Raw genomic sequence first — 23,353 nt, forward strand, 5'->3', positions numbered from 1 at the left:
GATCGAGCGCGAGATGCGCGAGATCAACCGCAGGACCGACGTAGGCAGGAGATGGTCGATCTCCGGTGTCGACCATCTCCTGCGGCTGCGTCACTCGAAGCGCCTCAACCCCGACGACTTCGAGCGCGTCTGGAGCAACGCACGGAAAGCCAGCTTCCAACTGGTGCCTCTTTCCTGATGTCAACGAAAAAGATTGCTATCAAGGATCTATAGCCAGTCCAGCCCGTGATTCGCGGGTTGGCGGCGATGGCTCTTCCGCCGTGCTCGATCGGGATTCGAAACGGCAGGGCTTACGCTGAGGAGCAGAGGAGCAGGAGAGGATTCCTGTCGGCCTCTGCTTCGGTGCGCGACTCCCGTCATCCACCTGATTTGTGCGTCTCCCTGCCGACGTGCTGTGCCCGCTATGGATCCTTCGGCCTGCAAATGATTGTGTGGACGCAGGTTGCGGTGTGGCCGGCCTCAGGATGACGTCTTTTGGGGTGTGTTGGGGAGGCGTGCGGAGCCGACCATTGGCCCCGCACGTCGTTGAAGTCCGCGAGGCGGACTGCGTGCCTTGTAGCCGCGAGTTCACTCGCATTTTCCCCCAAACGTCCCATTCCCCTCGCCTCAATCCCCCGCCGTGAGGGCGGGGGAGGCGACGGCGTCCAGCGCCTCGCGGATCTCGCGGGCTACGGCCTGGACCTCGGGGTCCAGGACGAAGGTGGCGTGGATGCCGGGGACGGTGCGGACCTCCAGGCGGCCGCCGACGTACGGCGCCCAGCCGGGGCCCAGTCCCTCCGCCGGCCGCGGGAGGGTGGGCGAGCCCTGCTCGGACTCGACCACCAGCACGTCGCCCTCGTAGAAGGGCGGGCGCCAGCCGTCCAGCGCGCGCTCCAGGGCCGCCCAGACGCGCACCGTACGGCCGATCTGCCGTGCCATCGAAGCGGGGACGGAGGCATCGGTGCGGGCCAGCCACCGCGCCACCGCCGCCTCGCGCTCTTCCGGCGGGAGCGGGCGCAGCTCGTCCATCAGCCCCGCGGCCGCCGCCGGGTCCACGCCCACCAGGTCGCACGCCATGCGGTGGTACAGCACCACCTCGTCGAACACCGCGGGCTCGTCGATGTAGCCGGGGGCCATGGCGTCGAGGATCACGACCAGCGGCGCATCTTCCCCCATCTCCCGGAGCCGCGCGGCCAGCGCGAAGGCGATGGGGCCGCCCGCCGACCATCCGCCGACCAGGTACGGGCCCGACGGGAAGGCGGCGCGGATGGCGGCGGCGTAGTGGTCCACCATCTCGTCCATGTCGTCGATGGGCGGCAGGTCGTCGCTGAAGCCGCGGGCCTGGATGCCGTACAGCGGCTGGTCCGGCCCCAGCGCGCGCGCCAGGTCGGCGTAGCGGAAGACGGTGCCGCCGGCCGGGTGCACCATGAAGAACGGCGGACGCGTCCCCCGCGCGTGCAGCGCCACGAGGGTGGGCGACGGGCCGCCGTCGCCGGCCGCGTCGACCGCCGCGGCGAGCGCGGCGAGGGTGGGCGAGCGGAAGAGCTCGGCCAGCGGCAGCTCGCGCCCGAAGCGCTCGCGGATGCGCGCCATCAACCGCACCGCCAGCAACGAGTGCCCGCCCAGCGCGAAGAAGTCGTCCTCCGCGCCCACCCTGGGCACGCCCAGCACCTCGCTCCACAGGTCCGCCATCTCGATCTCGGTGGGCGAGAACGGCTCCACGAACCCGTCGCCGTCGGCGGAGGCGGCGGGGTCGGGGAGGGCGGCGCGGTCCACCTTGCCGCCGGGCGCGAGCGGGAGCGCGTCCATCGTCACGACCGCCGAGGGGACCATGTGGCGCGGGAGGCGGCGGGCCAGCGCGTCGCGCAGCGCATCTCCCGAAATCTCCGCTCCCTCCGCGGCGACGACCCAGGCGACGAGGCGCGGGTCGCCGCCGGGGCCGGGGCGCGTGGCCACGACCGCCTCGCGGACGGACGATTCGGACAGCAGCGCGGACTCGACCTCGCCGGGCTCGACGCGCTGGCCGCGGAGCTTGAGCTGGAAGTCCATCCGGCCCAGGAACTCGAGTGCGAAAGTGGACTCATCGCGAGACTCGCTCCGGCTCGCTTCCGACGCCTCGTGGGCCCTCTCCCTGGCTCGTTCCTCGCCTGTCCCTCTCCCAAAACTGCCTGGGAGAGGGACGGGGTCGGCGCGGCCTGCATCCGGGGGCGTGAGCGTCGGGCGATCAAGTGTCGGGGAAACGAAAGCCTCACCTCGCGATGAGTTACTTTCGCACTTTCGCACTTTCGCACTCTCGCACCATCTCACCCGGTCGCCCGTGCGGTACATCCGCGCGCCCGGCGTCGGGGCGAACGGGTCGGGGACGAAGCGCTCGGCGGTGAGCGCGGGGCGGCGCCAGTAGCCGCGGGCCACCTGCGCGCCGCCGACGGCCAGCTCGCCGGGGACGCCGAGCGGGGACGGGGCGCCGCGCGGGTCGAGCACGTACGCGCGCACGTTGGGTGCGGGCGGGCCGATGGGGATGACGTCGGCCGCCGTGTCGACGAATTGCGCCGTCGCGGTGATGGTGGTCTCCGTCGGACCGTACGCGTTCACCAGCCGCGCGTGCGGGAGGATCTCGGCGGCGCGGCGGGCGAGCGCGGGCGGCAGCGCCTCGCCGCCGCAGAAGACCAGGCGGAGCGCGCCGCAACCCGCCATCGCCGGCTCGTCGAGCAGCGCGGCGAGGAGGGTGGGGACGACGTCGATCACCGTCGCCCCGCGCTCGGCGATCTCGCGGGCGAGCGCGGCGGGGTCGGCGTGCGCGCCCGGGGGGGCGACGACGAGCGCGGCGCCCGCGGCGAGCGCGAGCCAGATCTCGCTTACCGCGGGGTCGAACGCGGAGGGCGTGCGGTGGAGGACGCGGTCCGCGGTGGTGACGGCGAACTGCGCGCCCGCGGAGTCCGCGTAGCACGACAGCGCGGCGTGGGGGACGGCGACCCCCTTGGGCTTTCCGGTCGATCCCGACGTGTAGATGACGTACGCGAGCGATTCGGGGGCGATCTCCATCTCCATCGCCGTGGAATCGAAATCTTCCAGCGCGCCGGGGGTGTCGAGCGCGAGGGCGTCGATGCCGGACGGAAGGCGATCCATCCACCGCTCCTGCGTGAGAATGAGCCGCGCGCCGGAATCCTCCAGCATCCACGCGATGCGCTCGGCGGGGAATTCGGGGTCGATGGGGACGAGGAAGGCGCCGGCCTTCAGCGTGGCCACGAAGGCGAGGACGCTTTCGAGCGAGCGCTCCATCACCATCGCCACCGATGTTTCCGGGCCGATGCCGCGCGCGCGGAGGAGGCGCGCGGCGCGGCTGGTGAGCCGGTCCAGCACGGCGTACGTCAGCGTGCGCCCCTGCAGGTCGATCGCGACGGCCTCCGGCGTTTCCCGCGCGCGCTCGGCGAAGCGGTGGGCGACGGTGCGCGTGGCGTCGAACGGCGTGGCGGGGCCGGCGGCGAGGCGAAGCATCTCCTCGCGCTCGCCGTCACCCAGCAGCGGCAGGGCGGAGACGGGGGCGGACGGATCGCGGAGCGCGGCCGCGAGCAGAGTGGCGAAGTGCGCGGCGAAGCGCTCGGCCGTTTCCGCGCGGAATAGGTCGGTGGCGTAGTCGAGCGTGCCGTACAGGCCGCCGCCGGTGGCGGCCTCGAGCATCAGCGTGAGGTCCACGTGCGCGGCGCCCGCCTCGCGGGGGATGCTGGAGACTTCCAGCCCGTGCAGCTCGGCGTGGCCCGTGGGCGCGTTCTGCAGGACGAACATCGCCTGGAAGACGGGCGCGTGCCCCAGGCTGCGCTCTGGGTGCAGCTCCTCCACCAGCCGCTCGAAGGGGAGCTCCTGGTGGGCGTACGCGCCCAGCGTGGTCTCGCGCACGCGGCCCAGCAGCTCGCGGAATGCCGGGTCGCCGCCCAGATCGCCGCGCAGGGCGAGGGTGTTGACGAAGAGCCCCATCAGCCCCTCGGTCTCGCGGCGGGTGCGCCCGGCGACCGGGGTGCCGACCACCACGTCGTCCTGCCCGGACCAGCGCGCGAGCACGGCCTGGTACGCGGCCAGCAGCACCATGAAGGGCGTGGCGCCCTCGGCCCGCGCCAGCGCGTGCACCGCGTCGGCCGTTTCCGGCGTGAGCGCGAAGACGTGCTGCGCGCCGCGGTAGCTCTGCAGCGCGGGGCGGGGATGGTCCGCCGGCAGCTGCAGGAGCGCCGGGGCACCGGTCAGCCGCTCGCGCCACCACGCCACCTGCCGCTCCAGCACCTCGCCCGCCAGCCAGCGCCGCTGCCACACCGCGTGGTCGGCGTAGCGCACCGGCAGCTCGGCCAGCGGCGACGGCCGCCCCTGGGCGAAGGCCCTGTAGACCGCCGCCATCTCGCGGAAGAAGATCCCCTGCGACCAGCCGTCGCTGGCGGCGTGGTGCGTGAGCGTGAGCAGCGCGTGGTCGCCGTCGCCCAGGCGCAGCAGGAGCGCGCGGAAGAGCGTCTCGCGGGCCAGGTCGAACGGCTGCCCGGTGAACTCCGCCACGCGCCGGTCCAGCGCCGCCGCGATGTCGTCTTCGCCCGACAGATCCTCGGACGGGAGATGGAAATCCGCATCCAGCACGTGCTGCACCGGGTGCCCGTCGCGCTCGGCGAAGACGGTGCGCAGCGGCTCGTGGCGGCGGACGACCTCGGCGAGCGCGCGGGCCAGCGCATCGGCGTCCAGCGCGCCGCGGAGCCGCATCGCCACGCTCATGTTGTAGGTGGTGGCGCCGGGCTCCAGCCGGTCCAGGAACCACATCCGCTCCTGCGCGAACGAGAGCGGGAAGTCGTTCCCCTCCCCATGCTCCACCGGCGGGACGTCGGGCGCGTCGCCGTCGCGCATCCGCGATTCCACCGCCGTCGCCATCGCGGCCAGTCTGGGAGATTCGAAGATGGCGCGCAGCGGAAGCTCCACGCGCAGCCGGTCGCGGACGCGGGAGACGACGAGCGTGGCGAGCAGCGAGTGCCCGCCGAGCGCGAAGAAGTCGTCGCCGGCGCCGATGCGGTCGCGGTGCAGGACCTCGCTCCAGATCCCCGCCAGCACCTCCTCGACCTGCGTGCGCGGGGCGACGAAGCGCGCGGCCTCGGCGTCGGGATCGGGGAGCGCCTTGCGATCGACCTTCCCGCTCGCGGTCAGCGGGAGCGCGGGCATCTCCACGAACGCGGCGGGAACCATGTGCTGCGGCAGCCGCCGCCCCAGCGCGTCCCTCAGCGCCTCCGCGTCGATCCTGCGTCCTTCCGCCGCGACCACCCAGGCGACGAGGCGCGGATCGCCCGTAGGACCCGGACGCACGGCCACCACGGCCTCGCGCACGGCGGGCTCGGTGGTGAGCGCGGCCTCAATCTCGCCCGGCTCGATGCGCAGCCCGCGGAGCTTCACCTGGAAGTCCAGGCGGCCCAGGTACTCGAGAACCGCAGTGCGTGAGTGCGTGAGTGCGTGAGTGCGTCGGGATTCGCGCGGATCCAGCGCACTTCCGCACTCCCGCACTTCCGCACTTCTCCACCGCGCCCGGTCTCCCGTGCGATACATGCGCGCGCCGGGAGTGCGCGAGAACGGGTCGGGGACGAAGCGCTCGGCGGTGAGCGACGGGCGGCCGCGATAGCCGCGCGCCACCTGCACCCCCGCGATGCACAGCTCGCCGGGGACGCCCACAGGCGCCAGGTTGCCCGCCGCGTCGAGGACGTGGATGCGGGTGTTGGCGATGGGGCGGCCGATGGGGACGGAGCCGCCCTCGCCCGGCGCGCAGGGGTGCCAGGTGACGTCGACCGCGGCCTCGGTGGGGCCATACAGGTTGTGCAGCTCCACGCCCGGGAGCCGCGCGAAGAAGCGGTCGCGCAGGTCGGCGGGAAGCGCCTCGCCGCTGCTCATCACGCGGCGGAGCGTCGTGCAGCTCGCCGCCGATGCATCGTCGACCCAGAGCTGCAGCATGGAGGGGACGAAGTGCAGCGTCGTCACCCCCTCGCGGCGGATGGCGTCGCTGAGGAGGCGCGGCTCGCGGTGGGCGCCCGGCGCGGCCACGGCCAGGCGCGCGCCCGCCATCAGCGGCCAGAAGAACTCCCACACCGAGACGTCGAAGCCGAACGGCGTCTTCTGCAGCACCACGTCTCTCTCGTCCAGCCCGAACGTCTCCTGCATCCACAGCACGCGGTTCACCACGCCGCGGTGCGCGTTCCCCGCGCCTTTCGGCTTGCCGGTCGAGCCGGAGGTGTAGATGACGTACGCCAGCGCGCCGGGATCCGCATCGACATCCACGGGAGATGAGGGGAAGGCGTCCAGCACGCCCGCGTCGTCCAGCGCGACCGTCGCCGCGGACGCGGGGAGATTCGCCGTCCACCGCCGTTGCGTGAGGACGAGGCGGGCGGCGCTGTCCTCCAGCATCCACGCCACGCGCTCGGCCGGGTGCTCGGGCTCCACGGGGATGTAGAAGGCGCCCGCCTTCAGCACGCCGTAGAGGGCGACCACCATCTCCAGCGAGCGCTCCATCACCACCGCGACGGGCGTCTCCACGCCGATGCCGCGGGCGCGGAGAAGGTGCGCGAGCTGGTTGGCGCGGCCATCCATCTCCGCGTAGGTCAGCGAATCTCCCTCGAACGTCACCGCGACCGCGTCCGGGGTGCGCGTGGCCTGCGCCTCGAACATCCCGTGCAGCGTCAGCCCCGGCGCGCGGTCGACGGCCGGGCCGGCGGAGAGGCGGAGGAGCGAGGCGCGCTCCTCGGGGCGCAGCAGCGGGAGCGCGGAGAGGCGCGTCTCCGGCCTCGCCAGCGCGGCGTCGAGCAGGGTGCCGAGCTGGCGGACGAGGCGCTCCACCGTCTCCACGTCGAACAGGTCGGTGGCGAACTCGGCCATCCCCTCCACGCCCTCGCCGTGCGGGAAGAGCGCGAGGGAGAGGTCGAACTTGGCGGCCTGCATCTCCCGCATCACCATCGACACATCCAGCCCGCCGAAGCCGCTGCCGCCGCCGCCGGGAAGGTTCTGCCACGCGAGCATCACCTGGAAGACGGGCCCGTGCCCCAGGCTGCGCTCCGGCGCCAGCTCCTCCACCAGCCGCTCGAACGGCAGCGCGGGGTGCTCGAAGGCGCCGAACGCAGCCTCGCGGGTGCGGCCCAGCAGCTCGCGGAAGGCGGGGTCGCCCGACAGGTCCGCGCGCAGCGCCAGCGTGTTGGCGAAGAAGCCGACCAGCGGCTCCACCTCCACCGTCGCGCGCCCGGCGATGGGGGTGCCGACGACCACGTCGGTCTGCCCGGACCAGCGCGCGAGGACGGCGTCGAAGGCGGCGAGGACGATCATGAACGGCGTCACCGCCTCGCGGCGGGCGACGGAGTCGATGCGCGCCGCCATGCCGGCGGGAAGGGAGAACTGGATGGAGCCGCCGCGGTAGCTCTGCACCGGCGGGCGCGGCCGGTCGGTCGGCAGCTCCAGCAGCGCGGGCGCGCCGCCGAGCGTCCGCTTCCACCAGCCGACCTCGCGGTCCAGCGCGTCGCCGGACAGGCGCTCGCGCTCGCGGGCGGCGTGCTCGCCGTACTGCGTGGGGAGCGGCGGGAGCGGCGACGGCTTTCCGGCCGCGAACGCCTCGTACAGCGCCGCCATCTCGCCGACCAGCACGCCGGTGGACCAGCCGTCGCTGACCGCGTGGTGCACCTGCCACATCAGCGTGTGGTCCTCGGCCCCCGCGCGCACCAGCCACGCGCGGAAGAGCGGCCCGCGCGCCAGGTCCATCGGCCGCGCGCCCTCTTCGCCCAGCAGCTCCGCCAGCGCCGCGTCGTCCGCGCCGGGAAGGTCGACGATGGGGAGATGGAGATCGGCCGGCGGCGACACGACCTGCACCGGCTCGTCGCCGTGCGTGTCGATGCGGGTGCGCAGCGTCTCGTGGCGGCGGACGACCTCGCCCACCGCGCGCTCCAGCGCGGGGACGTCGAGCGCGCCGCGGAGGCGCACGCCGCCGGCCAGGTTGTACGCCGGGTTGCCGGGCTCCAGCTGGTCCAGCAGCCAGAGGCGCTGCTGGGCGAAGGTGACCGGGTAGATTTTCTCGGCTTCGCCCGAAGTGCGGGAGTGCGGAAGTGCGTGAGTGCGTGAGTGCGCTTCCTCGCGCTTCGGCTTGCGCGCGTCGATGTCCGCGGCCAGCGCGGCGACGGTGGGGTGCTCGAAGAGCGCGCGGAGCGGGAGGTCCACCTCGAAGGCGGCGCGGACGCGCGCGGCCAGGCGCGTGGCCAGCAGCGAGTGGCCGCCCAGGTGGAAGAAGTTGTCCTCGGCGCCCACCTGCTCCGCGTCCAGCAGTTCGGCCCAGATGGCCGCCAGCGCGCGCTCCGTCTCCGTGCGCGGGGCGACGTACGTCTCGGCCGCGAGCTCCGGGTCGGGGAGCGCGGCGCGGTCCAGCTTGCCGTTGGGCGTCAGCGGGAGCGCGGGGATGAAGACGAAGGCGGCGGGGACCATCCACTCCGGCACCGACGCGGCCAGGTAGGCGCGGAGCACGGAGGTGTCCAGCCCGTTGTCCGTTTTGTCCCGCGAGACGATCCACGCCACCAGGCGGCGCGCGTCTCCCTCGCCGCGGGCCAGGACGGCGGCGTCGGCGACGGCGGGATGGGCGCGGAGCACCGCCTCGATCTCTCCCGGCTCGATGCGGAAGCCGCGCACCTTCACCTGGCGGTCGGCGCGCCCGGCGATCTCCACCACGCCGTCGGCGCGGTATCGGCCCAGATCGCCCGTGCGGTACATGCGGTCCGCCGCGTCGCCGGTCCAGGGGTTGGCGGCGAACCGGTCCCCCGTCATCTCCTCGTCGCCCAGGTAGCCCAGGGCGATGTGCGGGCTGCGCATCCAGATCTCGCCCACCTCGCCCACGCCGGCCAGCGCGCCCGCCGGGTTGCGGACGACGAGCTGCACGTCCGGGAGCCCGATCCCGGCGGGGACCGTCTCCTTGGGCAGGAGCGAGGCGGGTCGGGGGACGGGGAAGAAGGAGACGGCGCGCTGCGTCTCCGTCGACCCGTAGTAGTTGATGACCTCCAGCCCCGGCGCCAGCGCGTGGAGACGGGCGACGTCGGTGCGCGTGAGCACGTCGCCCACGAAGAAGGCGCGGCGGAGGGTGGAGATGGGCTCGGCGGCATCGGCGGAGCCCAGCAGCTGCCCCATCGCCGGCGTCAGGTGGGCGATGGTGATCCCGGCCTCGCGCATCCACGCGGCGAGATATCCCGGCTCGCCGACGGATTCCGGGACGGGGGCGACGACGGAGGCGCCGAGCTGCAGCGGGGTGAAGACGTCGCGGTGCAGCGGGTCGTGCGCCAGACCGCTCAGCATGGAGAAGCGGTCGGCGGCGCCCAGGCCGAAGGTCTCCGCCAGCCACGGGGTGAAGTGCGTGAGCGAGCCGTGGCGCCCCATCACGGCCTTGGGCTCGCCCGTCGTTCCGGACGTGAAGGAGAGGTAGGCGAGCGAATCGGGCCCGATCTCCACCTGTGGCGCCTCGGCGGGGACGCCGAAGAGCCCGTCGCGCTCGGCCTTTTCGCCCAGCGTGATGGCGCGGCGCACGGTGTCGTCCAGCGCGTCGGCCACGGCGTCGGGGACGGGGCCGGCGGCGGCCACGCGCAGAAAAGCCTTCGGCGCGGCGGCGCGGCAGTACGCGGCCAGACGGGCCGGCGGGTACGCGGGGTCCAGCACCAGGAAGGCGGCGCCGGTCTTCAGCGTGGCGACGAGCGCGCGGACCAGCGCGGCGGAGCGGTGGCCCCAGATGGCGACCACATCCCCCGGCGCGACGCCGGACTCGGCGAGCGCGCGGGCGATGCGGCTGGTGGCCTTGTCCAGCTCGGCATACGTCCACCGCTCGCGCGGGTCGGCGGCGGCGAGCGCGTCCGGCGTCGCCTGCGCGTGCGCCGCGAAGAGCGCGGGGACGCTTCCGCGCCACTCGGCGGAGAGCGGCGCGGCGGGGTCGGGGAGCGCCGCGCGCGCCTCGTCCGTCAGCAGGGAGAGGGCGGAGACGGGGCGCTCCGGCGCGGCGGCGGCCTGGCGGAGGACGGAGCCGAGCTGCGCCAGCATCTCCCGCATCCGCTCCGCGGCGAACAGCTCCGCGTCGTAGACCAGGGAGAAGACGAGGGAGCCGTTCCACTCCGCCGCGTACAGCGTGAGGTCGAACTTGCTGCCGACCTCCGCCGTGCCCATCGCGGGCTCGACGTCGACGCCGGGGAGGGCCAGCTCGGCGTCGCCGAAGTTGGCCAGGTTCAGCATCACCTGGAACACCGGCGCGTGCGCCAGGCTGCGCTCGGGGTGCAGGTCCTCCAGGATGCGCTCGAAGGGCACGTCCTGGTGCGCGTACGCCTCCAGCGTGGTTTCGCGCACGCGGTGCAGGAGCTCGCGGAAGGTGGGATCGCCCCCCAGGTCCGTCCGCAGCGCCAGCGAGTTGAGGAAGAGGCCGACCAGCGGCTCGGTCTCGCCGCGGTTGCGACCGGCGATGGGGGTGCCGACCACGACGTCGTCCTGCCCCGCCCACCGCGCGAGCACCACGCTCCACGCGGCCAGCAGCGTCATGAACAGCGTGGCGCCCTCGTGCCGCGTGAGCGCGGCGATCGCGTCGGCCGCATCGGCGGGGATCTCCAGCTGCTCCAGCCTGCCGCGGTGGCGCTGGACGGCGGGGCGGGGGAGGTCCGTCGGCAGCTCCAGGCGCGGCGGGGCGCCGGCCAGCTTGCGGCGCCAGTAGCCGAGCTGCGCGTCCAGCACCTCGCCCTGCAGCCACTGGCGCTGCCACGCCGCGAAGTCCGCGTACTGGATGGGGAGCGGCGCCAGCGGCGACGGCTCGCCGCGCCGGAAGGCGCCGTACAGCGCCGCCAGCTCGCGCGCCAGCACGCCGTACGACCACCCGTCGCTGATCAGGTGATGGAGATTGAGGACGAGGAGATGCTCGTCCTCCGCCGTCCGCACCAGCACCGCGCGGAAGAGCGGCCCGTTCTCGACGTCGAAGGCGCGCTCGGCCGCGTCGCGGGCGATGATGTCGGCGTCGGCCTCGCTCGCGAGGGAGCCGGGCTTAACCGGCTCACCAGGGGCACCCGGCTCGACCGCCTCAGCAAGGGCGAATGAATTCGCGGCTACAACGGCCCGAAGTCCGCCTTCGCGGACTCGCGAGGCACCATCGCCGGCGGGGGAAGATTCATCGCCGCCGATCTTGTCCTTTTTGTCCCACTGGGATGCGGACTCGTGGCGGGAGGGCAAGGCCGCAGTCCCGAAGGGACTTTGTGCAGTTGTTGCCGCGAATTCATTCGCCCTCGGGCCGCTGAGGTCGTGCACCACGAAGTCCGCCGGCCGGGGCGCGTGGACGCGCTGGACCGGGGTGCCGTCGACCAGGGGGAAGCTGGTGCGCAGCGACTCGTGGCGGGCGACCAGCTCGTCCAGGGCGCGGCGGAAGGCGTCGGTGTCCAGCGCGCCGCGGACGCGGAAGGTGAACGGCATGTGGTAGATGGACGAGCCGGGCTCCAGCCGGTCCACGAACCACATCCGCTCCTGCGCGAACGACAGCGGCGCATCTCCATCCCGCGCCGTCGCGACGATCGGCGGGGCGTCGGTGCCACCGTCGGCGCGCAGGAGGCGGTCGATCTCGGCGGCCAGCGCGGAGAGCGTGGGCTGCTCGAAGGTGGCGCGGAGCGGCAGTTCCACCCCGAACGCCTCGCGGACGCGGGACACGACGCGCGTGGCCAGCAGCGAGTGCCCGCCCAGCGCGAAGAACCCATCGTCCGCCCCCACGCGCTCCACGCCCAGCAGCTCGGCCCAGACGCTGGCCAGCACCTCTTCCGTCTGCGTGCGCGGCGGCACGTAGTCGCCCGACGCGTCGGTGGCGGGGTCGGGGAGCGCGCGGCGGTCGACCTTGCCGTTGCGGGTGAGCGGGAGCGCGTCCAGCGCCACGAACGCCGAGGGCACCATGTACTCCGGCAGGCGCTCCAGCGCGTGCTCGCGCAGCTCGGCGGCGGAGGGCGCATCCCCCTCCGCGACCGTCCAGGCGACGAGGCGCTTCTCGTCGCCCTCGCCCCGCGCGAGGACCACGGCCTCGCGGACGGCGGGGTGGGCGCGCAGCACCGACTCGATTTCGCCCAGCTCGATGCGGAAGCCGCGGATCTTTACCTGGTCGTCGATGCGGCCCAGGTACTGAAGTGCGAAAGTGCGACGAACCGAAGTGCGTGAGTGCGTGAGTGCGAAAGTGGCCTCGTCGCGGGACGAATCCCGGTGCGATTCCGCGCCCCCGCGGGCCCGCTCCCTGGCTCGTTCCTCGCCTGTCCCTCCCCCAAAACTGCCTGGGGGAGGGACGGAATCGGCGCGGCCTGCATCCGGCTGCGCGAGCGTCGGACGCTCGAGTGCCGGTGCGCCGGTGCCGTTCCACTCTCGCACTCTCGCACTTTCGTACTCTCCCACCTCTGTCCACCGAGCCCGGTCGCCGCTGCGATACAGACGCGCGCCCGGAATGCCGGAGAACGGGTCGGGGATGAAGCGCTGGGCGGTGAGCGAGGGGCGGCCCAGGTAGCCGCGCGCCACGCCGGCGCCGCCGACGTGCATCTCGCCGGGGACGCCCAGGGGGACGGGCTCGCCGCGCGGGTCGAGGACGTGGACGGAGAGGTCGGGGATCTGCACGCCGATGGGGCTCACGCCGCCGGTCCGCACGTCGTCCTCCGTGACCACGCGGAAGGTGACGTGCACGGTCGTCTCGGTGATGCCGTACATGTTCACCAGCCGCGGCGTATCGATCCCCCGCCGCTCCACCCAGCCGCGCAGCGTGGCCGGGTCCAGCGCCTCGCCGCCGAAGACGACCTCGCGCAGCGCGAGCTCCGGCGTCCCCGCCTCCTCGTCCGCGCGGATGAGCTGGCGGAAGGCGCCCGGCGTCTGGCTCAGCACCGTCACCCGCTCGTCCGCCAGCAGCCGCAGGAACGCTTCCGGGCTGCGCGAGACGTAGAAGGGGACGACCACGACGCGGCCGCCGTACAGCAGCGCGCCCCAGATCTCCCAGACCGAGAAGTCGAAGGCGTACGAGTGGAAGAGCGTCCACACGTCGCCCGCGCCGAAGCGGAACCAGCCGTCGGTCGCGTCGAACAGGCGCAGCGCGTTGCCGTGCGTCACCTGCACGCCCTTGGGCCGCCCGGTGGAGCCGGAGGTGTAGATGACGTACGCCAGCGCGTCCGCCGAAAGCTCGACTTCAGGGGATTCGGGAGATGCGGAGGCGATGACGCCCGCGTCCGCGTCCAGCCGCACCAGCCGCCGCCCCTCGGCGGGGATGCGCTCGGCGAGCTCGGCCGTGGTGACGACGATCTCCGCCCCCGAATCGTCCAGCATGTACGCGAGCCGGTCCGCCGGGTACGCGGGATCGAGGGGGAGATAGCCGCCGCCCGCCTTGAGGATGGCGAGGATGCCGATGACCGTCTCCAGCGACCGCTCGACGCAGAGGCCGACGAGCGACTCGGGGCCGACGCCGGTCGCGCGGAGGTGGTTGGCGAGGCGGTTGGCGCGCGCGTCCAGCTCCGCGTACGAGATCGTCGCCCCCTCGAAAGTCAGCGCGGGCGCGTCCGGCGCCTCGGCGGCGCGCGCGGCGAAGCGGCCGTGCAGCGTCTCGGCCACCGGGAACGACGCGGCCGCCGCGCCGAGCGCCAGCACCTCGCCTCGCTCCTCGGCGGAGAGGAGCGGGAGCGCGGCGACGGAGGCGTCGGGCGTGGCCGCCGCCGCGCGGAGGAGCGCGACGAAGCGGGCGGCCAGGCGCTCGACGGTGTCCGGATCGAAGAGGTCGGTGGCGTACTCGATGGCGCCGCGGAGGGAGCCGTCCTCCATCTCCACCAGCCCCGTGGTCATGTCGACCCGTGCGGCGCGGGTCTCCACCTCGATGTAGTCGATCTCCAGATCGCCCAGCTCCGACTTCTTCTCCGGCGTGTTGAGGAGCTGGAAGAGGACCTGCACCAGCGGCGCGTGGTTCAGCACGCGGTCGGGCACCAGCTCCTCCACGATCTTCTCGAACGACGCCTCCTGGTGCGCGAACGCGCCCATGGCGAAGTCGCGCACCTGGCCCACCAGCGCGCGGAAGGCGGGGCCGCCGGAAAGGTCGGCGCGGAGCGGGAGGATGTTGGAGAAGAAGCCGATCAGCCCCTCCGTGTCGCGGTGCGTGCGGCCCGCGACCGGGGTGCCGACGACGAGATCCGTCTGTCCGCTCCAGCGCGACATCAGCACGTCCCATGCGGCCAGCAGCACCATGAACAGCGTGGCGCGCTCGCCGTGCGCCAGCGCCCGCAGCGCCCCCGCCACGCGCGCGGGAACGGCGAAGGTGACGGTGCCGCCGCGCTGGCTGGGGCGCGCGGCGCGGGGGCGGTCGGTGGGCAGCTCCAGCACCGGCGGCGCGCCCGAGAGCGCGTCGCGCCACCACGCCAGCTGCCGCTCCAGCTCGCCGCCCGCCATGCGCGAGCGCTGCCACACCGCGAACTCGGCGTAGGTGAGCGGGAGCTCGGCCAGCGGGGACGGCTCACCGCGCCGGAAGGCCTCGTACAGCGCCAGCAGCTCGTGGCGGAACACGCCCATGCTCCACCCGTCGGACACGGCGTGGTGCATGGCGACCAGGAGCGCGTGGTCGTCGGCCGCCAGCCGCAGCACCCGCGCGCGGAAGAGCGGGCCGCGCTCCAGGTCGAACGGCGCCCAGCACCAGTCGTCGTTCACCCGCGCGAGCTCTGCCTCGCGCTCTTCCGGCGCCAGCGCGGACAGGTCGTCCACCCCGGGCTGGAAGGTGTCGGGAGATTCCACGCGCTGCACCGCGTGCCCGTCGGCCACTGCGAAGCGGGTGCGGAGCACGGCGTGGCGGCGCACCATCTCGCGCAGCGCGCCGAGCAGCGCGTCCAGGTCCAGCGCGCCGCGCAGGCGCACGGGGTGGGGAAGGTTGTAGACGGGCGTCCCGGGGTCCATCCGGTCGATGAACCAGAGCCGCTCCTGCGCGAACGAGAGCGGCGCGTCGCCCTCGCGCAGGCGCTCGGGCGCGGCCTCGTCGGCCAGGCGCGGGAGCGCGTCGACGTGCGCGGCCAGGTCGGCCAGGAGCGGGTGCTCGAAGACCTCGGCCAGCAGCAGCTGCACGCCCAGCCGCTGGCGGACGTGCGTGACCAGCGTCATGGCCAGCAGCGAGTGGCCGCCGGCCAGGAAGAAGTCGTCGTCGGCGTGCACGGCGCCGCGCCCCAGCAGCTCGCCCCAGATCTCCGCCAGCACCAGTTCCGTCGGCGTGGCCGGCGCGGTGCCGGTGCGCTCGTCGCCGGCCGGCTCGGCGAGCGCGGCGCGGTCCACCTTGCCGCTGGCGTTCAGCGGCAGCCGCGGCACCTGGGCGATGGCCGCGGGAAGGAGGTGCGCCGGGAGGCGCGCCGCCAGCCAGCCGCGCAGCGCCGCCGCGGTGGGCGCCTCGTCCCCGGCGGGCACCACCCAGGCCACCACGCGCGCCGGCGTGCCGCGCACGTCCACCGCGGCGTCGGCCACGGCGGGGTGCGCGCGCAGGGCTTCCTCGATCTCCCCCGGCTCCACGCGCACGCCGCGGACTTTCAGCTGGCGGTCGGTGCGACCGAGATACTCCAGTGCGAAAGTGCGAGAGTGCGGAAGTGCGGAAGTGCGTCCATCGTGCGCGGAGGACGCACTTCCGCACTCACGCACTTTCGCACTTTCTTTCCACCTCGCCCGGTCGCCCGTGCGGTACATCCGCGCGCCGGGCTCGGCGGCGAGCGGGTCCGGCGTGAAGCGCTCGGCGGTCAGCGCGGGGCGGCCGTGGTAGCCGCGCGCCAGCCCGGCGCCCGCGATCCACAGCTCGCCCGGCGTGCCCGGGGGAGCGGGGCGCAGCCGCGCGTCCAGCACGTACAGCCGCGTGCCCGCGATCGGCCCGCCGACGGGGACCTCCGGCGCGGCGCCGTCCTCCGCGCGCACGTCGTGGGCGGTGGAGGTGACGGTGCACTCGCTGACGCCGTACAGGTTCTGCAGCGTCGCGCCACTGTGCCGCAGCCAGGCGGCGGCCGCGGCGGGGTGCATCCGCTCGCCGCCCACCATCACCAGCCGCAGCGCGGGGGGAACGGGCGCGCCGCCGGCCTCCAGCTCGCGCACCCACTCGTGCCAGACGGCGGCGGTGATAGCCATCAGCGTCACGCCGCCCGCCGCGACCAGCCGCGCCAGCTCCGCGGGCGCCAGCGGCCCCGGCGGCGCCACGACGACGGCGGCGCCGGCCTCCCACGCGCCGAACATCTCCAGCACCGACGCGTCGAAGCTGGGCGAGGCCTGCTGCAGCATCCGGTCGTCCGCGCGGAAGCCGTGGCGCCGCACCGCCGCCCGCGCGTAGCCCAGCACCGCGCGGTGGGTGACGACCACGCCCTTCGGCTGCCCCGTCGATCCCGAGGTGTAGACGACGTACGCCGCGTTCGCCGCATCCACATCCCCCGAGAACGCGGGAGATGCCGACGCGATCGCGTCCCGCTCCACGTCCAGCGCGATGACGGGGACCGTCGCCGGGAGCGCGGGGAGATGGCGCGAGTGCGTGACGACCGCGACGGCGCCCGAATCCTCCAGCATCCACGCGATCCGCTCCGCCGGGTACGCGGGATCGATGCACACGAACGCGCCGCCCGCGCCGAGGATGCCGAGCAGGGCGACGGGCAGCTCCATCCCCCGCTCCAGCACCACCGCCACCCGCGACTCCGGCCGCACCCCGCGCTCGCGGAGATACGCGGCCAGGCGTCCCGCGCGGTCCGCGACGTCCGCGTAGCTCAGCGTCTCGCCGCCGTAGACGACGGCCGGCGCGTCGGCCCGCTCCGCCGCGACGCGGAGGAAGCGCGTGGCGAGCGTATCCTCATCTCCCTCGATCTCCCCCGACGGCGCGGCGAGGAGGGCGCGGCGCTCGGCGTCGTCCAGCACGTCGTGCGCGTGCACGGGGGCGGCGGGGTCGGCCAGCAGCGCGGCGAGCAGGCGCTCCCAGCGCTGCACCAGGCGCAGCGCCGTCTCGTCGTCGAACCGCCCCGTGCTGTACGAGGCGCGCACCAGCAGCGCCTCGCCCGTCTCGCGCACGTCGATCCCGAGCTCGAACTCGGTGGAGAAGGGCGCGGGGTCGGTGGGGAAGCCGGACGGATCGTCGTCGTCCTCCAGCGCCGGGGCGTCCTCGATGCCGCGCGTCTGCAGCGCGAACGAGACCTGGAAGATGGGCGAGTGGCGCAGCGTGCGCTCCACGCCCAGCGCGTCCACCAGCATCTGGAAGGGCACGTCCTGGTGCGCGTACGCGTCCAGCGCGCCGCGGCGCACGCGCGCCACCACCTCGCGGAAGCTGGGCTGGCCGGAAAGGTCGGCGCGCAGCGGCAGCATGTTCACGAAGAAGCCGATCAGCCCCTCCGTCTCGGGACGCGTGCGCCCGGCCACCGGCGTGCCCACCACCACGTCGTCGGTGCCGCAGACGCGCGCCAGCAGCACGTCCACGCTGGCCAGGAGAACCATGAAGAGGGTGGCGCCCTCGCGCTGGGCCAGCGCCCGCGCCGCCCGCGCCGTGGCGGGGGGGATGCGGAACCAGCGGTCCGCGCCCTCGAACCCGCGCGAGCCCACGCGCGGCCGGTCGGCGGGGAGGTCGATCGCGGGCGGGGCGCCGGCCAGCGCGCGCGACCAGAACCCGGTCTGCTCGTCCATCCCCCCTTCGGCCATCCACCGCCGCTGCCACGCCGCCCAGTCCGCGTAGCGCACCGGCAGCTCGGGGAGGGGGGACGGGAGGCCGCGCGAAAAGGCGGCGTACAGCGCGCGCATCTCGCGGTGCAGCACCGCCATCGACCAGCCGTCGGAGACGATGTGGTGGATGGAGACCACCAGCCGCGCCTCGCCCGGAACGCGCAGGAGCCGCGCGCGGACGATGGGGCCGCGCTCCAGGTCGAACGGCGTCACGCTCTCGTCGCGGTACGCGGCCATGACGGCGGCGTCGCGCTCCGCCTCCCCCATCTCCCGCAGGTCCTGCACGGGGAGGGGGATGGAGGACGGCGGAAGCGCCTCCTGCACCGGGCCGGATTCGGCCGTGCGGAAGACGGTGCGCAGCGGCGGATGCCGGCGCGCGACCTCGTCCAGCGCGCGGGAGAGCACCGCGGCGTCCGCGTCCTCGGGGAACTCCTGGACGGAGACGACGGCGTACGCCATCTCCCCCGCCGCCAGCCGGTCCGTCAGCCAGACGCGCTCCTGCCCGAACGACAGCGGCGCGGGTCCGTCGCCCTCCAGCGGGACCAGCGGCGGCGCCGTCTCCGCCCCGCCGCGGAGCGCATCGATGCGCAGCGCCAGCGCGCGCAGCGTGGGCGCCTCGAACACCGCGCGCACCGGCACGTCGGCCTCGAAGAGCGCGCGGGCGCGGGAGACCAGGCGCATGGCCAGCAGCGAGTGGCCGCCCAGCGCGAAGAAATCATCGCCCGGACCGACGCGCTCGGCCCCCAGCACCTCGCGCCAGATCCCCGCCAGCAGCTCCTCGGTCGGGGTGAGCGGAGTCTCGTCCTTTTCGTCCTGCGCGGGGGCGGACGGGTCCGGGTCCGGCAGCGCGCGGCGGTCCACCTTTCCGTTCGGGGTGAGCGGGAGCGCGTCCAGTACGACCACCGCGGAGGGGACCAGGTGCTCGGGAAGGCGCTCCTGCAGCCACTCGCGCACCCGCGGCGCCAGCGTGCGCAGCTCCGTCCCCCGCGCGGGATCGTTCGCCAGCCCGTCGAGCGCGAGAGCGGGGAGCGCGCGCGGGGGGAAGGCGGCGTCGACGTCCGGGCGGCGGAAGAGCGCGTCCACGTGCCCCGGCGCCTCGCGGCCGGTGGGGCGGATCTCCACCTCCATCCCCAGCTCGTCGCCCAGCGCCCACAGCGCCTCGGGGTCGACGGCGCTGACGGGGGCGGAGGCGACGGCGGCGCACACCTCGCCCGCCGTCCCCGGGCATTGGGGCGACTGGAGAAGCTCCAGCACGCGCAGCTCGGCTTCCACCCGCGCGTCGGGGATGCCGAGCACGGCGAGCGGAGCCGCGTCGGCCGCCAGCCGCGCCCGCAGCGAGTCGAGCGAGAGCCCGTCCGCGCGCCAGTCGATGGACGGCGCGGCGGCGGGCGCGTCGCCGCGGGCGACGGTGAGGACGACGTCGTAGCGGTGGCGCGTGAGCTCGTTGTGGTGGCGCCCTCGCTTCACCCGCGCCTCCGCGCGCGCGCCGCGGCCGATGGTGGCGGCCACGGCGGCGAAGAAATCGGGATCGACCACCAGCTCCTCTTCCTCGTCCGCGGCGTGGCGGGCGCGGCGGAGGACGTCGTGCGCGGGCTCGTCCGCATCCGCGCGACCCAGCTCGACCGCGGCGCGGAAGGCGGGGAGGGTGGGGAGCGCGCGCACGTCGCCGATGAAGAACGATCCCCCATCCCCCAGCGCCTCGGCGACGCCCTGGACGACGCGCGCCAGGTACTCCGCGCCGGGGAAGTACTGCGAGACGGAGTTGAGGATCGCCGTGTCGAAGGCGCGCGGCTCCAGCCCCGAGAAGTCGGCCGCCTCGCGGTGCAGCAGGGTCACGGGGGGAAGGTGCATCCCCTCCTCGTTGCGGGCGATGCGGCCGCGCAGCGTCTCCAGCACCTGCGCGGAGACGTCGGTCCCCGTGTACGACTCGGCGTCGGGGGCGATGCGGAAGAGGAGGAGCCCCGTTCCCACGCCGATCTCCAGCACGCGGCGCGGGCCGAGCGCCAGGATGCGGGCGACGGTGGCGTCGGCCCACTCGTGCATCTCGGCCGCGGTGATGGGCTGGCCGGTGTACGAGCAGTTCCAGCCCACGATGTCGAAGGTCTCGCCCCCGTCCTCCGTCCCCCGGCTCCCCGCGTACAGGTCGTCGAACAGCCCCTCCCACTGGTGCACCGCCGCGCCCGGGTCGCCGTACGCCGCGCTCTCCAGGTGCGCGGCGGGAACGATCCACGCCACGAGCCGCTTCTCGCCCGACGCGTCGGCGCGCACGTCCACCGCGGCGCCGGCCACGGCGGGGTGATGCGCGAGCACCGCCTCGACCTCGCCCGGCTCCACGCGGAAGCCGCGGATCTTCACCTGCTGGTCGATGCGACCCAGGAACTGAAGTGCGAAAGTGCGAGGGTGCGAAAGTGCGAGAGTGGGTTCGTCGCGGGACGAATCTCCGTGCGCTTCCTCGCCATCGCTGGTCCTCTCCCTGGCTCGTTCCTCGCCTGTCCCTCCCCCAGAACCGACTGGGGAAGGGACGGGGTCGGCGTGGCCTGCATCGGCCAGCGCGCGCGTCGGATGCGGGAGTGCCGGGTTTTCACTTCCGCACTTCCGCACTTCCGCACTCACGCACTCACGCACTTCCGTCCATCTCACCAGGTCGCCGGTGCGATACAGCCGCCCGCCCGTGCCGAACGGATCGGGGACGAACTTCTCCGCGGTGAGCGCGGGGCGGCCCAGGTAGCCGCGCGCCAGGCCGTCGCCCGCGATCAGCAGCTCGCCGGGGGCGCCGGGGGGGACGGGGCGCAGCCGCGCGTCCACCACGTACACGCGCGTGTTGGCGATCGGCGCGCCGATGGGGATGGCACCCCGCTCCGCATCTTCCGCCGAGACCGCGTGGCAGCAGGTGAAGGTGGTCGCCTCGGTGGGCCCGTAGCCGTCCACGATGCGCGTCTCCGGCAGCAGCTCCATCGCCCGCCGCACGTGCGCGGGGGAAAGGACGTCGCCGCCGGCCAGGAGGTGGCGCACGCCCGCGAACCCCTCCGCGCCCGCGTCCACCACCTGGTGGAAGAGCCCGGCGGTGAGCCACGCCGAGGTCACGCCGTGGCGGCGGACGAAGGCGCCCAGCTCGCGCGGGTCCGCCGGCCCGGCGGGGTGGATGGCCACCGCGCCGCCGTTCAGCAGCGCGCCCCAGATCTCCCACGTGGACGCGTCGAAGGCGACGGGGGCGAGCTGCAGGAACACCTCGTCCGCCGCGAAGCGCGCGTACGTCTGCCCCCGCACCAGCCGCACGACCGCGCGATGCGGCACCGCGGCGCCCTTCGGCGTCCCCGTGGACCCCGACGTGTAGACGACGTAGGCGATGGAGAGCGGATCGCCGTCGACCGGGAGATCGTCCGCCGCTTCGGCCTCGATCCCCGCGCGCGCGGTGGCGAGCGAGAGGACGCGCGCGTCGCCCCAATCCCCCCGGTCCCCATCCCCCGCCGCGATGACGACGGAAACGCCGGCGTCGCGGCGCATCATCTCCAGCCGCGCGCGCGGATAGCCGGGGTCGAGGGGGACGTACGCGCCGCCCGCCTTGAGGATGGCCAGCAGCGCCGCGATCAGCTCCGGCGAGCGCTCCATCGCCACCCCGACGCGCGACTCGGGGGCGACGCCCAGGGCGATCAGGCGCCGCGCGAGGCGGTTGGCGCGCGCGTTCAGCTCGCCGTAGGTGACGGTGCCCGCGTCCGTCCGCAGCGCGACCGCATCCGGCCGCGCGGCGGCGACGTGCTCGAAGAGGCGGTGGATGGAAAGGTCGCGCGGATACTCCGTCTCCGTCGCGTTCAGGTCGCGCAGGACGAGGGCGCGCTCGGCTTCCGTCAGGGGATCCAGGTCCCCGACGGTGCGCGCATCGCCCGCCGCGATCTGGCGGAGGATGGATTCGAAGCCGGCGAGAAGGCGCGCCGCGGCCGCGTCGTCCAGCCGCGCCGCGTCCGACGTCGCGGTCAGCACCAGCCCGTGCGGCGCGGGGGTGACGGTGACGGCGAGCGCGAAGTTGGTGCGCTGCCCCACCGCCTCGGTGGTGAAGTAGGGGATGCGCGGGTCCTCGGGGCCCTCGCCGGAAAGCGGGTCGCCGGCGGGGTGGTTCTCCAGCACGAACAGCGTCTCGAAGAGCGGCGCCCCCGCGGGAAGCTCCGTCCACGCGCGGATGTCGGTGAGCGGCACGTGCTCGTGGCGCGTGGCCTCGCCCGCGCGGTCCTGCACCGCCGCCAGCCACGCGTCCACCGGCGCATCGCCATCGACCGGGATGCGCACGGGGAGGGTGTTCAGGAACATCCCCACCATCCCCTCCACCCCCGGCAGCTCGGGCGGGCGGCCGGAGACGGTGGTGGCGAACACGACGTCGCCGGTGCCCGTGTGGCGCGCCAGGAGCGCGGCCCAGGCGGCGTGCAGCAGCGTGTTCAGCGTCACCCGCCGCCGCCGCGCCGCCTCGCGCAGCGCCTCGCCCAGCGCGGGGGCGACGACCTGCTGCGCGCGCCCGTACGCCTCGGGCGACATCCCCGCGCGCTCCGGCGCCGCGTCCAGCGGGACGGGGGTGGGCGCGCGGAAGCCGGCCAGCCGCTGGCGCCAGAACGCCTCGGCCGCGACCGGATCGCGCCTGGCCAGCCACGCGATGTACTCGCGGAACGGGCGGCGGGCGGGGAGCTCGGGCTCCACGCCGTCGAGGTACGCGGCGTAGGCGGTGAACAGCTCGCCCAGAACGATGGAGAGCGACCAGCCGTCGGTGAGCGCGTGGTGCATGGAGACGGCGAGGACGTGCTCGCCCTCCGGCAGCCGCGCCAGCATCACGCGCAGCAGCGGCGGGCGCCCGAGGGCGAACGGCCGCTCGCCCTCCTCGCGCAGCATTTCCTCCAGCCGCGCCTCGGCGTCGGGCTCCGCGCTCCAGTCGTGGAAGGCGAAGGGGAGCTCGGCCTTGCGGAGGACGGCCTGCAGCGGCTGGGGGACGTTCTCCCAGACGAAGGCGGTGCGGAGCGCGGCGTGGCGGTCCACCATGAGCTGCCACGCACGCCGGAACGCGTCGGCGTCCAGCGCGCCGCGCGTGCGGAGCACCAGCCGCTCGGCGTACGCGCCGGCTTCCGGCGCGTCGAGCGTGTGGAAGAGCATTCCCTGCTGCAGCGGAGACAGCGGGTAGACGGCCTCGAGGTCCTTGCGGTTCATCCGGCGATTTCTGTCGCGATCGTGTCCGCGGCGCGCGGGACTTCCGCGCGGCCGCTCCGTATGTGTGGCTCTCGTCCAACGTGGCCGCTCGTGACGGCACGTGAAGGACGGGGTGATGCGAACTCGGGCGAAACTCTCACGGTGCGCGGCCCTCTCCCGATTCGGTGCCGATGCAAACCCAGCCCGAACTTCCACCGTGCGCGGAGGCGGAACTCCATGTGGGCTCCGGTGCCGCGGCCCTCTCCCCCCGCCCCCTCCCCCAAAACTGCCCGGGGGGGAGACCTCAGCGCGGGGATTGGCGGCGGTGCGCGCCCGCGGTGCCGCGCCCTCTCCGGCCGGCTCAGGCCGTCCACCTCTCCCGTACCGGGAGAGGTAGCTGGATGACATCCGCGCTGGGCGGCTGCATCCTGCCCGCCCAGCGATCCTTCACTCCGCGCTACCAAGCTTTTCAGTGCCTCTGCGATGCTGGGGTGGGCCCCGCATCACACCACCGTCCGAC

The 23,353-nt window shown here is 74.3% G+C and carries 1 protein-coding gene and 1 pseudogene; one reads left to right on the forward strand and one right to left on the reverse strand.

Translation table 11 applies throughout. From position 1 onward, the window contains the following. Positions 1 to 178 (forward strand): annotated as a pseudogene (locus tag VLK66_RS28815) (ISH6 family transposase); the annotation flags it as partial. 428 nt (positions 179 to 606) lie between these two features. Here VLK66_RS28815 and VLK66_RS11470 read toward each other — a convergent pair. Continuing rightward, positions 607 to 22,854 (reverse strand): non-ribosomal peptide synthase/polyketide synthase, encoded by a 22,248-nt coding sequence (locus VLK66_RS11470; protein ID WP_325309553.1) that lies wholly within the window; start codon positions 22,852 to 22,854, stop codon positions 607 to 609. Between the last annotated feature and the right edge of the window lie 499 nt (positions 22,855 to 23,353).

The organism is Longimicrobium sp., from assembly GCF_035474595.1.
Lineage (GTDB): Bacteria > Gemmatimonadota > Gemmatimonadetes > Longimicrobiales > Longimicrobiaceae > Longimicrobium.